The sequence below is a fragment of the Betaproteobacteria bacterium genome, assembly GCA_016709965.1.
Taxonomy (GTDB): Bacteria; Pseudomonadota; Gammaproteobacteria; order Burkholderiales; family Rhodocyclaceae; genus Azonexus; species Azonexus amarohabitans.
Genome location: JADJLT010000001.1, coordinates 1,416,529 through 1,430,451, shown reverse-complemented (window position 1 = coordinate 1,430,451; position 13,923 = coordinate 1,416,529). Strand labels below are relative to the sequence as shown.

Below are 13,923 nucleotides of genomic sequence, written 5' to 3'. Positions count from 1 at the left end.
CATTACTGTTCAAGGGTCTTGTCGCGGTTTCGTCCAAAACTTAACGTGTAAAAAATATCCAGCGCATTGTCGCTGCCGGCGCGGCCGATGATGGCAATTTGACGGGTCAGGTTGACCGTCAGCTTGACGATTCCTTCGGCCTTGCCGAGCGTCTGTTCATAGGAAAGTAGCGCATTTGACGACAGGCGCTTGCCGACACTGAGTATCTGCTGGCCGGTGTTGCTGCTCGTCTCGCTGAAGTTGCTGCCGGCAATGCGACTGCCCGGCTGGCGTCCGCCTGTGTCACCAATGGCGCCTTGGCGTACGCCAAACTCGTCAAAACCAAGAGCTTGTTTCAGCTGCTGGACGACATTGACCGAGTTGTTTCCGAGCAGTCCGCCAGCAGCTGAAAACAGCAAACTCGCATCCCCGGCCCCCATTTGTTCGGCGCCGTGGCCAAGAACCAGCCAGGCGAGCTTTTCGGCATCGGGCAGCTCGGGGTCGGAAACCAGCTTGATGACCGGCTTTTGCGCGGTGCCGCCAATTTGCACACCAGCTTCCACCGATAGGCCTTTGCGCACGGCGCGAACGTCGAGGCCGGGGTTGTCGAGCAGGCCATTGAAGCTGAGAATGCCGCGTTCGATTTCCAGCTTCTGGCCGTAGGCTTCGAAGCTCCCGTTGCGGGCACGTATGGTGCCGCTGGCCCGTGGCAGGTCGCGGCCCTGAGCGGAAATTCGGATGGCACCGGACAGTCGGCTGGTGAGGCCGGCCCCTTTGAACATGAAATTTCGGCCGAGATCGGTGCTGATGTCGAGTTCCAGCTTTGGGCGCAGGCTGGCAGCAGGCTTTTCGCTTCCGGGTCGCGTGATGATGACATCATCGGATAGCCGGGGGGAGCCGCTCGGCGCGAGTTGCCAATAGCCAGCGTCGACGGTCAGCTTGCCATGTGCTCCCAGGGCGCCATCTTTCCAGGTCAGCCGGCCATCGCCGGAAACTGCTACCCATTGATCGGGTAACTGGAAGGCGCCAAGGCGATCCAGGTGGAAGTCGAGAAAGGCATTGTCGCTCTGGCTGCCACGGTCAACCCGCATTTCTCCGGTAATTTCAAGGCGGCCGGGTTGTTTGGTGAGCGCCGACACGTCATCACGGGCTTCCAGGCGAAGTGGCCGGGGCATGGGCTGGAGCAGGCTGTCGAAGCCGAGGCGGTTGATGCGCAGCAGGTTGTCACGCAGATCGACATCGAGTTTGCCGCGGGCCAGATTGAGGCCTTGTTCGGGCAGGCGCAGGGCCAGCTTTTCGCCCTGGAAGCGGCCGCTGGTCAATGGTTTGGCGGGCGTGCCGGCCAGTTGCAGTTCGCCGTTGAGGCGGCCTTCGCTCTGCCAGCCTTCACCCATCAGTTCGGCCAGCCAGCCGAGATCGGCGATGTCGGTCTTGAGTTTGCCTTGCCAGCGAGCTTGCTGGTTGAGCGACCAAGCGCCGAGCATGGTCGCATTCAGTTCGCCTTCCACCAGGCCGACCCGGCTGCCGCTGGCATTCAGGTTGGCGTGCAATTGGCGGGCATCGGCGCTGGCTTGAAGGGTCGCCTGCCAATCCAGCGGGTCGCCGGTGAACGTGGCGGGGCCGATATTCCAGCCGCCGCCCGTGAGCTTGACAGGCGCGGGGGTCGCGAGGCGGAAATTGCGGGACTTGTCGGGGCCGTTGGCACGGGCTTCGAGCAGCTTGCCTTGCCAGGCCGAGAAATCGGCATTGAGCCCACCGTCGGCGACGATGCTGAGCAGGATTTTATCGGCCAGTTCGGCATTGGCGGTGAGGTGGTGTGCCTGATTGCTGCCTTCGCCCTGAAGCCGGATATTGCGGAGCAGGGCGACTTGATCGGGCCTGTCGAGCGAAGCGATCGCGAGGTCGACGCTCAGCGGCGAGCTTGATTCGCCGCCGCCGCTGGCCTTTACGGAGAGGGCGTTGAGGCGGAAGCTGCCGGGGCGGCCGATCCTGGGTGAGTTTAATTGACCGCTGATTTTGGGTTGTTGAGCCGACCCGGTGAGCGCCAGATGGCCCTTGAGGCTGCCTTCAAGCCCATAGGGGGCAAGTTGGGGGGCGTCGATGTCGATGTTGAGCGTGTCGCCAGGCTGGCCGAAGGCGCCTTTGGCCGAGAGGTGGTTGTCGCGGGTGACCAGCTGGATGTCTGCTTTCGGGATGCGTGGCCAGTCGATGACCAGGCTGCCCTGACCGCTCAGCGGCTGGTCGGCGACGCGGCTGTCCTTGAGCGTGAAATTGCCGTCCAGCACCGGGCGGGGATCGAGGCGGCCCGCGGTCTTGAAGCTGGCATTGATGTGCGCCGCCGGCACTTTGGCGAAACGACTCGGGTCGAAATGTTGCAGTTCGCCCTCGGCCGTGAATGTCCGGGGCGTTTTCAGATCGAGTTGGCCTTTCGCGGTCAGGCGGGCGTCGCCGGCGCTCAGCTGCAATTGTGGCAGCTCGATTTTGTTGTCGGCGTGGCGGGCGTCGGCCTGCAGGCCGAACGTGGCGTCCTTGAGGTTGAGTTTCAGCTGCTGATGCTGAGCGCTGAGCTGTGTTGAAATTTGGCCATTTAATCGGGTTGACCGCAGCACTGAGGCGATTTGTGCAACATCCAGTCGGCTGGCGGTCAGGGCCAGGGAGAGCGCGCCATCGCGCCATTCGCCGCTGCCGTCAAGTTCGCCGCTGCCCGGCAGTGTGGCGTGCAGGCTGGCGAATTTGCCAGTTGCCCCTTGCCAGTCGACGGTGCCGGCCAGAGTGGCGATAGGCAGACGTTGACGGTCGAAGGGGCCGGGCTGATGGTTGGTCAGGCCGAAGCTGCCTATGACGCCGCCGTCTTGTGGCTGAATGTCGGCCGAAATGCTGAGTTTGGCTTGGGGGGCGTTCGGCTGCCAGGTCGCCGGGTCCAGGTTTTCAAGGACAATGCGGGCGCTGGCGAAAGCGGCGGCGGCAAATGGCGTGAGGGCAACGTCGGCGTGGCCGGCAACGCCTTGCGTGGCCACCGCAGACAGGGCAATACGCTCCAGCGGGCCGCGAGCGGTGAGCGACATGGCAAGCGGTCGCTGGTCGAACTGGCCGGTTATGTTGGTGCTGGCGTCGAGCGGGAGCGGGGCCAGACCATCCAGGTTGGCGCGGCCGGTGATGGCAATGTCGCCGGTCAGACCATGGAATTCGGTGAGACGATGTTGACGCCCATCGCTGCTGAAACTGCCTTCAAGCTCGCTGGCGACGAAAGCTTCACCATAGGAAAATTTTGAAATAGCCACTTTTTTGGCGTTGACCGCGACAGGCAGTTGCAGGTCGGTCGGCGCAGGCGTTGGTGTCGGGCTTGGCGTGCTGGCGATGTGCAGCGTGGCCATGCGGAGTTCGGCAATTTGCAGTGCACCGTGAAAGAGGCTGGAAGGTGTCCAATTCAGGTGAATTTGCGTGGCCTCGACTTGCAAGTCCGGTGCTTGCCAGCTGAGCTGGCCAATGTCAAGATTGCCGAGCAGCTGGCCACTGGCGTCTGCAATGTGCAGTTGTCCGCCGGTTCCTCGTTCGGCCAGCTGGATGGCGGTTTGCAGGCCGCTTTCACTGGTCGTCAGCCAACCGATGCCACCGATGACGGCAGCGCTGGCGAGGAGGGCTAGGGTGCATCGCATGTCAGAACGGGATGGCCAGCGAAAAATGCAGGTGCAGCGATTTGTCGCGATCGCCATACGCGAAGTCGATGCCGATCGGCCCGGCCGGGCTGCGCCAGCGGGCGCCAAGGCCGTAACCGATGGCGAGGCGGACATCCTGCAGCGCGTCGACCGCATCGCCGGCGTCGATGAAAGCGGCAACGCCCCAGGCCTCGTTCAACCAGTGCGTTGCTTCGACGCTGGCGATGGCCATGTAGCGACCGCCGACCACGGCATTGCCTTCCTTGATGCCGAGGCTCTGGTAGGCGTAGCCGCGCACGGAGCCAGCGCCGCCGGTGCGGAACAGGTAATCCTGCGGGATATGCTGGCGCGAGTTGGCAAAGGTGTAGCCGAGTTCGCCACGCAGGATCAACGTGTCCACGCGGCCGAGCGGGATGTATTGCTGGAAGCGGCCATGCAGGCGGACAAAGTTCTGGTCGGACAGTGCGGCCTTGGCGCCGCCACCGATCTGCACCTGAACGACCGAGCCAAGGTGCGGGTCGAGCAGGCTGTCCACATGCCGCCAGGTCCATACGCCGTTCGGGACCAGCGCCCGACTGGTGCTCGGCAAGCTAGCATCGGTCTCGCGCCGCTCCTGTTCCCAATTGAGGGATAGTCGTTGCTCGACAATGCCCCGTTGCTGCACGGTTTGCGCCCCGAAGGCATAACGCTCGGTGCGCAGGCCCTGGATGTCGGATGCTTCTGCCATGGCACCCAGGCTGTTCCGCCGGTTGCGCGCGTCAGGTGGCAGAAAGACATCGGCGTAGGCCGTTTGCCTTTTTTGTTCGATGCGCAGGCCGCTATCCAGCGCCCAGGCCTGGTTGAACAGATTGGGCGTGTGGTAGTTGAGTTCGACGCGGGCGCCGGTATTGGAGCTGAAGCCGGCACCGAAAGACACGCGATGCGATGAGCGTTCGCGAACCCTTACCAACACAGGAGCGGTGGCCGTGCCGTCATCCTGAATCTCAGCCGCATCACGATCCAGCGAGGTTTGCACCGATGCAAAATACGGCGTCGATTGCAATGTGCTTTGCAGGGCGTTCAAGCGGTCTTCGCGGTAAGGCTGGCCGGCCAGCACGGCGCGGTTGTAACGCTCGATCAGTTCCGGCCCGTAATTCTGCAGGCCTTCGACGCGCAATGGCCCGAAGCGGTAGCGCGGGCCGGTATCGTAATGCGTGCTCAGCCTGGCACTGTGCGCTTCGGTGTCGATGGCGGCCTCGCTGTCCACCAGCCGGGCATCGGCGTATTCCACTGCCAGCAATTCGGAAAGAATCTGCTGCTTGGCGGTATTCCAGTCATCCTGCCGGAAGGGATGGCCGACGGGAAGTTGCCAGCTGTCAATCAATGAAGATTTGGTTTTTGGCTCAATATTGCCGTCGACCGCGACGTCGACGCCGGTGATGGTGGTGCGCAGCCCTGGATCAATCGTCAGATTAAGGCCGCCGTCACGTTCTTCAAAATTGAATGCCGGCGAAAAGTAGCCCTCGGTGGCGAGGATTTCGCTCAATTGCCCCTGCAGGCGACGTTGGTTGCCTGAGTCGTCAGGTAACCAAGGCGTCAGCAGCTTCTTGATGTCGCTGGGCGCGTGCACCGACAGTTCGCCGGCCACCAGCGGGGTGGCGATGGCGAGCAGGAGCAGCAATGCTGGGTGGGGCAGGCAACGGTGGATCACCCCGTCATCTTACGCGTCGACGGCAGTTTGGCGCGGTGGCAACACAAAACTGCGCGGATGATGGTTGAAGCGGTTCCACAAGGCACGCAACAGCGGCCCCCAGTGCTCGAACTGGATACCACGGGCCCGCATGGCGGTACGCATGGCCAGCGTAAAGCTGACGGCGAGATTGATGAAGCCGATGGCGGCGATGCCAAAGGCAGCCCAGGCGATGGCCTTCAGCGGCAAGGCGAACTGGAAGCCGATCAGTGCGTAACCGAGATTGGCCGAGGCGAAGGCAATGTGCCGGATATCGAGCGGCAAGCCAAGAATGGTGCCGATGACACCCGTCGAGCCGAGCATGCAGCCAAACAGGAAATTGCCCATGATGCCGCCGAGGTGTTCCTGAATGTAGCTGCCGATGCGGCCGGCCTGCTCCCGGCCAAACAGGCTCTGCAGCCAGCGCAAGCGAGCAATGCGTGGCCCGAGCTCGGCGTAGGCGGCGCGGTTGTCGAAGTAGCCGCTGATCAGTCCGGACAGGAAGAGGTAGAACCCGGCGATGGCGGCATGCGGCAGCGCCCACGACAGCGGATCGAGGTCGGCGATCAGGTGGGCGCCCTTGTCGAGGCTGATCACCGGCTCGCCGCTCAGATAGCCGAGGCCGAAGCCGACAGCAACGGCGACCGGCAGCGCAACCATGACGTTGCCGGCAATGGCAGCCAGTTGGCTGCGGCTGACCGCGGCGGCGACATCGACGATTTTTTCCAGATCCGCGCTGCGCGTCCCCCTGGCGTCGCCGAGCAGCCCGGCCAATGTTTGTGCCGTCATCGCCGGCTGCTTGGTGGCGACTGTCATGCCGAGCAGGAAAATGGCGACGAAGCCCAGCCCGTAAATCATGCTGAACATGAAGGCTTCGCCAAACAGCGGCGCTTGCAATGTCGCTGCCTCGATCTTGAGCAGTGCCATCAGGCCGATCAGCACCCCGGCGCCCGCAGCAGATCGCCACATCTTGCGGTATTCGGCCGGGGTATCGCAGATGTAATGTCCGCCGGAGCGTGCCGCGTTTTCGGTGACGCGCACGGCAAGCAAGTGCGAGAGTTGCGCCATGTAAAAGCGCAAACTGTTGCGCCGGTTTTCGGCCAGGAAGGCGGCGTGGGCAAACTCGCCCCAGGACTGGATGGCATCGGCGCGAACAGTCGCCTGCTCACCGGCGTTCAGGATCGCAGCGAGGTCGCGCAGGCGTTCAAGGCTTTGCTCACTGCGCGTCAAAATATAAGACAAATGGAGGCTTGTACCGACAGTGAGTGCACGCTTTCTGATGCGTTGTAGGGTCTCGCTGCATTGGTCGGCGATGACCAGCAGCTGGCTGCCATTGTCTGCTGTCAGCGTCGGATCATTGAGCGTCGCGCGAAAGGCGTTAACGAAATCCAGCGCTTCGGCCGACAGGGCGATGAAACGCGGCGTATCGTCATCAAAATTCGGCGAGGCGCGCATCAATTCGTTTTCGACGCCGAGGCCGCTGACCCGGTGGGCCAGTAGCAGGACGGCATCGAGCATTTGTTCCTGAATGCTGCGCCAATCGATATTGCGCAATTCCTCGGCCGGGGCGATCAGCGCCCAGAAACGTTGCGAGGCTGTGGCAGGAATCGCCTCCAGCCAGCGCCAATCGCTGGTGCGGTCATAAATGATATGCAGGCAATCCTTCAGCCGGCGCTCGTCAGCTACCTCCGGCAGCAAGTTGCTGCCCAGAATGCGCCACCATTCGGAGAAAAAGCCGGTACCCGGCAGGACGCCGCTTTCGGTAAAAAAAGTCACCAGCCGGCGAGTGGCGACGAAATGGACAATATGACGGCGAAAGGCGGCGAGCAGCACGGGGTCTGCTTCCAGTTGGTCGAGCATTGCCTGATAGCGCTCGGCGGCGCCGGTGTCGCCCCTGCTTTGCGGGCGCAATGTGGCAACCAGGCGACGTGCCAGTTCCAGCGTGTCGGCCTTGGGGGCACGAAAATGGTTCAGCGCCTCGGCCACCGGATCGCCGCTTGGCGCCGGTTTGCCGAATACGCGCTGAAGAAAAAGGCGGGGTTTTGCCATCGTTTTTGCAATCTTAAAATGACGGAGTAATCGCCGGATGGCTGGATGCTAACTTAGTTAATGCCTATCTGCCGTGCGTGACAAGTGGTTGAAATGTGACATTTCGTAATAGAATTGCGGGGTTTTAAAATTAAATCATCCTAATTTTTCCGGGACTGCTGAATATGAACATCGCCAAGAAATCTCTGGTTCTGGCCCTGCTGGCCGGCATCGGTTTTACTGCTGTTGCCCAAGAACGCGTTTATGTAATCGACCAGCGCGACGTCGTCGCCAAGTCCGGTTTCGGCCTGTGCTGGCGTGATGGCTACTGGACCCCGGCCGCTGCTGCTGCCGACAAGGCCGGTTGCGAGTGCGACAAGGACCTGCTGCCGAAAGAAACCTGCGAGCCGAAGATGGCTGCCGCACCGGCTGCTCCGGTCGCTGGCGTGAAGCCGTCCGGTGAAAAGATCACCGTCGCCGCTGATGCCCTGTTCGACTTCAACAAGGCTGTCCTGCGTCCGGCCGGCAAGGCCAAGCTCGACGAACTGGTCTCCAAGGCCCAGGCCATCAAGCTCGAAGTGATCCTGGCCGTTGGCCACACCGACCGTATCGGTTCTGACTCCTACAACCAGAAGCTGTCCGAGAAGCGCGCTGCCGCCGTCAAGGAATACCTGGTTGCCAAGGGCATCGAAGCCAACCGTGTTTACACCGAAGGCAAGGGCGAGAAGCAGCCGGTTACCGGCGACAAGTGCAAGGGCACCAAGAAGTCCAAGGCGCTGATTGACTGCCTGCAGCCGGATCGTCGCGTTGACATCGAAGTCATCGGCACCAAGTAATCGGCCGACGCTTCAATGAAAGCCCCGCCCTGCGGGGCTTTTTTTTGAATGAGGGAATGAGTTTGTCGATTTGCCGCCGCGCTTCATTTTTGGTTTTTGCCCTTTTTTTCGGGTCGACCGTAGCAATGGGTGCTGACGAGACCCGGCCACGCATCGGCCTGGTGCTGGGTGGTGGTGGCGCGCGAGGGGCGGCGCATATCGGCGTGTTGGAGGCTCTCCATAAGATGCGCGTGCCGATCGATTGTGTGGCCGGCACCAGCATGGGGGCGCTGGTCGCCGGCGCCTGGGCCGCCGGGATGTCACCGGCCAACATGCGCGAGCAGTTGGCGCGGGCCGACTGGGGCGACATGTTTGTCGACAATCCGGAATACGCTGAGATGAGTTCGCGCAACAAGATGGTGTCGCGAATTTACCTGCCGGGCTCGGAGAGCGGGGTGTCGCGCAATGGCGTGGCCTATCAGCCGGGCGTGGTGTCCGGCCAGAAAATCAAGCTCTTTTTCAATCAGCTGGTACGCGCCAATCAGGGCGAACGCGATATTGAGAGTCTGTCGCTGCCGCTGTCCATCATCGCTACCGACATTGGTACCGGCGAGCGCGTCGTTTTTCGTGACGGTCCGCTGACCACGGCCATGCGAGCCAGCATGTCGGTCCCCGGCTTGCTGGCGCCGGTCGATCATCTGGGCCGCAAGCTGGTTGACGGGGGATTGGTCGATAACTTGCCGATCGGTGAGGTGCGTGAGCGTTGCCAGGCGGATGTCGTCATCGCCGTCAACGTCGGCTCTCCGCTACTCAAGGCCGAGGAGGTCGGTTCGCTGCTCACCGTGTCGGCACAGATGGTCGGCATTTTGACCGAACAGAATGTCAGCCGCTCGCTGGCGACGCTCAAGCCGGGCGATATTTATATCCAGCCCAAGCTTGAAGGCATTTCGCCGGGGGATTTTGCCAAGCATGAAGCGGCTGCTGACAGTGGCCGCGCCGCGACCGAGGCCGTCGCCGAAAAGCTCGCCAGACTGGCTACTGGCGAAGCGAGTTATGCCGCGTGGTGGAAGAGTATCGAGGTCACTCGACGCACCTCCCCACGCATCGACGAAATCGAAATTGTCGGTTTGAGCCGGGTCAATCCGGCGGTCATCGAGCGCTACCTGAGCGTACAAACAGGAGAAACCATCCGGCCATCGGTAATCAATCGCGACTTGTTGCGGATGTACGGTGACGGCTATTACGAGAGTGTTGATTACACCGTGCTCAATCAGCGTGATCGCAATATCCTGCGCATCATGCCGATCGAGAAGCGCTGGGGGCCGGATTACGCCCACTTTGCCATTAACCTGCATGCGGACAACAGCCAGGGTTCGAATTTCGGGCTGCGTGCCGCCTATCACCAGACCTGGCTGAACGAGCTCGGCGGCGAGCTGATCTATTCCGGCGAAATCGGCTCCAACAACCGGCTGGGTATCAATTATTACCAGCCACTCGATGCCCGGCAGCGCTACTTTTTCGAAGGAACCGCCGGCGTCGGACAAACGCGCCTCAATGTCTATGAAGACGACAAACGGATCGCCCAATACCGCGATAGCGAGACCGGCGCTGGCGCCTATTTGGGGGCCAATATCGGCCTGCTCGGCCCGGTTCGACTCGGCTGGGTGCAGCGCCATCGCTACTTCGATCTCGATATTGGCGATCCGTCCCTACCCAAGGCCGACAAAAGTTTTTCCGGTTGGAAGGCCAGCCTCGATTTTGACCAGTTCGACCGCATGTACTTCCCGACCCGCGGCTGGTCGGCCCAGGTTTCATGGTTCCAGTCGCCCGGCGCCAACTACGCCCGCGCCGATGTCGACCTGCGCGGTGCCTATGCCTGGGGCGGCACGGTGTTCAACGGCCGCGTGCGCTATACCGGTTCGCCGCACGGCACCTTGCCTGTCTATGATGCTGGCACGATCGGTGGCTTCCTGAATCTGACTGCTTTGGCGCCCAACCAGATCATCGGCGACGATATTCGCTATGCCGGCATTTGGGCCGAACAGATCATTGGCCGTCTGCCGCTCGGCCTGCGTGGCGACATGCGTATCGGGCTGGCGCTGGAGGCCGCAAAAATTGGTTCCCCTTACACTGAGACCAGACACGTCGGCATCATGGATTCTGCGGCCGTGTATCTGGGGGGTGAAACTCCGTTAGGGCCGACTTATGTCGGCTTCGGATACTCCTCCAGTGGGGTGTCGAATTTGTTCCTTTTTGTGGGTACGCCTTGAATAGCGGGCAGTGGCATACTGGTCAATCAGCCTTTGGGGGAGAAAAAGCATGAAATCACGTTTGCGGATAATCGCGCTCGCCTGCCTGCTTTGTGCTGGCTTGGCTCAGGCCCGGGTCAACGTTAACACTGCAACGGCAGAGGAGCTGGAATCACTGCAAGGCATTGGCACCGTGCGCGCCCAGGCCATCATCGACTATCGCAGTCAGCACGGACAGTTCAAGTCGAACAGGGACTTGATGAAAGTACCGGATATTCCTGAATCCGTAGTCAAGGGCTTGAAAGGCAAGCTTGCCTACAGCGGCGCAAGCACGATCACCGAAAGCGCGCGCAGCCCCAGGTCCGCCAGGAAAGCTGACGATGCGAAGGCCGGGCGTGCTGCCAAGATGCAAGCGCCGGCTGCGCCGATGAAACCCAAAGCCTTGCCGGCGCCAGTGGCCAAGCAGGCAGAATCCGTTGCCCCAAGTGCGGCGCCGGGTCAGGCAAGTCCAGCCCAACCTGCAGCGCCTGCTTTACCTGCCAGGCCAGTGATGCCCGGCAAGCCGGCGACGGCTTCGTCATTGAGTGAGGGAAAATTGCCGAGCAATCCGGCATCGGCACCGGCACCGGCACGCCCGGCCTTGCCCGGCAAGGTGAGCAGCGCGGGAGCCGTCAGCGCTGCCGCGCCGGCGGCTCCCGCGCTGCCGCGTCCGGCCGTTCCTGCCAGTGTTCACTGACTTTAGCAGCGTTTCGATTCCGGTTTGAGCGATCACCTGTTTTTCTGCGCTACGACTCGCCTGGCGCAAACGCTGCGCGGCGAGTTGCCGGCGGAGCAGGCTGTCTGGCGCACCCGGCAGGCGCTGACGCTTGGGCAATGGCTGGCCGGATTGGCCGATGAAGCGCAGCTGACCGGGATCGCCGATCTGCCGATCGCCCTTGATCCTTTTTCCGAGCGACTGCTCTGGGAAAAGGTCATCGCCGAATCGTTGACCGAAGCCGCGCCGCTTTTCGACATTCAGGGTATGGCCGCTTCCGCTGCCGAGGCGCAGGCGCTGGTTCGCGTCTGGAAGCTGCCGGCTGAGGCAGGTGCGCTGTCTGACGAGGCCAAATTGTTCGTCGGCTGGCAGGCAGATTTCGAGAAACGCTGCCGGAGCAAGGGCTGGATCGATCCGGCTGGCCTGCATCGACAGCTGATAGCCCTGATCGAGGACGGTCATTTTTCCTTGCCCACGGCCGTGACGTTCGCTGGCTATGATCGCTACACACCGCTTGAGCGTGACTTGATGGCGGCGCTGAGCCAGCGTGGGGTAACTTTTGAAAATCAGCCGATTTTTCCGGTTGACCGTGGCAATCGTGCCGTCCTTGCCTGCGCCGACAGCGACGCCGAATGTGCCGTCGTGGTGGCCTGGGTTCAGGCACAGCTGGCGGCCAACCCGGCTTGCCGGCTCGGTATTGTCGCGCCTGATCTGGCCGGTATCCGTGACCGGCTGGAGTTCCTGCTTGACGATGCCCTGCACCCGGCACTGATTCGCCCGGATGCGGCCGAAGCGCCGCGTTGTTTCAACTTCTCGCTGGGCCGGGCGCTTGCCGATCTGCCGCTGATTCGCGTCGCGCTCGATCTGCTGGCGTTGGGCAGTGGCCGAGCCAAGGTCGAGCAAAGCCGGCTGTCCGAATTGCTGCTGGCCGGTGGCTGGTCAGCCGCCGAAGGCGAGGCGGATGGCAGGACGCGACTCGATAGCGCCTTGCGCCGCGATCTGCCGTACTTCACCACATTGCCGGCCCTGATCCGTCTGGCCCATCGCCTTTCTGAGAACGAAGCGCCGCTCTGTCCGCAAACCGTGGCGGCGCTTGAAGCCTTTGTCGAAACGGCCAGTACGGCCAGCCGCAAGCTGCTACCGGGGCAGTGGTCCGGCGTGTTTCGTAACTGTCTGAAAGCCGTCGGCTGGCCCGGCGATCGCCCGCTCTCCAGCCATGAATTCCAGGCCCGTCGTGCTTTTGGTGAGGTGCTCGATGGTCTTGGCCGACTGGATGGCCTGCTCGGGCCGCTAGGCTTTGCCGAGGCGGTGCGTCGCCTGTCGCAGCTTTGCCGCCAGCGTTTGTTCCAGCCGGAGACGCGCGGCAAGCCGGCGATCCAGGTGCTCGGTGTCCTCGAAAGCGCCGGCCTGTCTTTCGACGCGCTGTGGGTGATGGGCATGAATGACGACCTCTGGCCGCCACCGCCGCGCCCCAATCCGCTGTTGCCGGCCGAGGTGCTGCGCGCCGCCGGGGCCTCCCATGCCAGCGCCGACGTCGAGCTTGATTTTGCCCGGCGCGTACATGTCCGGCTGTCGCAATCGGCACCGGAGGTGACTTTTTCGTATGCGCAGGCCGACGGCAACCGCGTTCTTCGGCCGAGTCCGCTGATCGCCGGCATGCCATTGGTCACCGCGGTGTCGGCCGAAGTGGTCACCTTGGCCCGGCAATTGGCCGGTGAATCCACATCGGCGCTGGCGGCGATCGACGATGCCATGGCGCCGCCGGTTGGCGAGGGGGAAAAAGTCTCCGGCGGCAGCTGGGTTCTGCGTGCCCAGGCGATCTGCCCGGCCTGGGCCTATTACCAGTACCGTCTGGGCGGCGAGGCGATGGATGAACCGGTCGAAGGTTTGGACCCGGCGGCCCGTGGCACGCTGGTGCACGAGGCGCTGGAAGCATTCTGGACGGCCGTCCGTTCGTCCGATGCGCTGGCGGCCTTGGGCGAGATAGCCCGCCAGCAGGCCATCGCCGAGGCGGTGATCCAGGCTTTGCAGCATTTCGAACTCGACCGTCGCATCACACTGCCCGCCCGCTTCCGAGAACTGGAAGCAGCACGACTGGCCAAACTGCTCGGGGTCTGGCTGCAGGTTGAAGCCATGCGCGGCCAGAGTTTTGAGGTGGTTGCCTGCGAAGCGCCGGCCGAGGTGGAGATCGAGGGCATCAAGGTCCGGATGATCGTCGACCGTATCGACCAGTTGGCCGATGGCCGGCAGGTCATCATCGATTACAAGACCGGTGCTGCCATCGACACCAGGAACTGGGCCGAGCAACGCATCACCGAGCCGCAGTTGCCGATCTACGCGGCACTGGTCAATGAGGACGTGGCCGCCGTCGTCTTCGCCAAGGTGTTGCTCGACAAGCCGGCCTTCGCCGGCGTGGCCGACGAAAAGGACATCCTGCCCGGCGTCCAGGGTATCGGCGACGACAAACAGAAAACATTCGACCCGGCTGAATTCCCGGACTGGATCGCTGTCATTACCCACTGGCGTGAGCGCTTGCATGCGGTGGCCAAGGAAGTGAAGCAGGGGCAGGCTGGCGTCATGTTTGCCGACACCAGAGATTTGCAATATTGCGAAGTCTTACCGCTTCTGCGCTTGCCGGAGCGGCAACGCCTGCTGGCTGAGGCTGCGCTCAAGCCGTAAATTTTTGAACGAGGCGGGGTTCCGACTCGAATGACTGACTGAACAGGAGAAGACC

General features: G+C 62.4%; 7 protein-coding genes. 4 read left to right on the top strand and 3 right to left on the bottom strand.

Going from position 1 to position 13,923, the window contains the following annotated elements; genetic code table 11:
* Positions 1 to 2: 2 nt before the first annotated feature.
* Genes IPJ12_07155 through IPJ12_07145 form a run of 3 tightly spaced genes read right to left on the bottom strand, consistent with a single transcriptional unit; the run spans position 3 to position 7,392 of the window.
* Complete coding sequence (locus IPJ12_07155; GenBank protein MBK7646924.1) at positions 3 to 3,635, bottom strand: translocation/assembly module TamB domain-containing protein; 3,633 nt, start codon at positions 3,633 to 3,635, stop codon at positions 3 to 5.
* A 1-nt stretch (position 3,636) separates the two neighbouring features.
* Complete coding sequence (locus tag IPJ12_07150) at positions 3,637 to 5,325, bottom strand: outer membrane protein assembly factor (GenBank protein MBK7646923.1); 1,689 nt, start codon at positions 5,323 to 5,325, stop codon at positions 3,637 to 3,639.
* Between the two features lie 9 nt (positions 5,326 to 5,334).
* Positions 5,335 to 7,392, bottom strand: a complete 2,058-nt coding sequence (locus IPJ12_07145; GenBank protein ID MBK7646922.1) for a site-specific recombinase — start codon at positions 7,390 to 7,392, stop codon at positions 5,335 to 5,337.
* Between the two features lie 164 nt (positions 7,393 to 7,556).
* Here IPJ12_07145 and IPJ12_07140 point away from each other — a divergent pair, with 164 nt between their 5' ends.
* The 4 genes from IPJ12_07140 to IPJ12_07125 all read left to right on the top strand — a co-directional run bounded on the left by IPJ12_07140 (position 7,557) and on the right by IPJ12_07125 (position 13,868).
* Positions 7,557 to 8,207, top strand: a complete 651-nt coding sequence (locus tag IPJ12_07140) for an OmpA family protein (GenBank protein MBK7646921.1) — start codon at positions 7,557 to 7,559, stop codon at positions 8,205 to 8,207.
* Positions 8,208 to 8,269: 62 nt separating this feature from the next.
* On the top strand, positions 8,270 to 10,456 hold the full coding sequence (locus IPJ12_07135; GenBank protein ID MBK7646920.1) for a patatin-like phospholipase family protein: 2,187 nt from the start codon (positions 8,270 to 8,272) through the stop codon (positions 10,454 to 10,456).
* A gap of 49 nt (positions 10,457 to 10,505) precedes the next feature.
* Positions 10,506 to 11,171 (top strand): helix-hairpin-helix domain-containing protein, encoded by a 666-nt coding sequence (locus tag IPJ12_07130; protein ID MBK7646919.1) that lies wholly within the window; start codon positions 10,506 to 10,508, stop codon positions 11,169 to 11,171.
* Between the two features lie 24 nt (positions 11,172 to 11,195).
* The gene (locus IPJ12_07125; GenBank protein MBK7646918.1) at positions 11,196 to 13,868 is read left to right on the top strand and encodes a PD-(D/E)XK nuclease family protein; all 2,673 of its coding nucleotides are present in this window, start codon (positions 11,196 to 11,198) and stop codon (positions 13,866 to 13,868) included.
* Positions 13,869 to 13,923: the final 55 nt, after the last annotated feature.

Bases quoted from the DNA above. Each gene is read 5' to 3' on its own strand.
- IPJ12_07155 (MBK7646924.1), bottom strand. From the start codon at position 3,635: ATGCGATGCACCCTAGCCCTCCTCGCCAGCGCTGCCGTCATCGGTGGC.
- IPJ12_07145 (MBK7646922.1), bottom strand. From the start codon at position 7,392: ATGGCAAAACCCCGCCTTTTTCTTCAGCGCGTATTCGGCAAACCGGCG.
- IPJ12_07140 (MBK7646921.1), top strand. From the start codon at position 7,557: ATGAACATCGCCAAGAAATCTCTGGTTCTGGCCCTGCTGGCCGGCATC.
- IPJ12_07130 (MBK7646919.1), top strand. From the start codon at position 10,506: ATGAAATCACGTTTGCGGATAATCGCGCTCGCCTGCCTGCTTTGTGCT.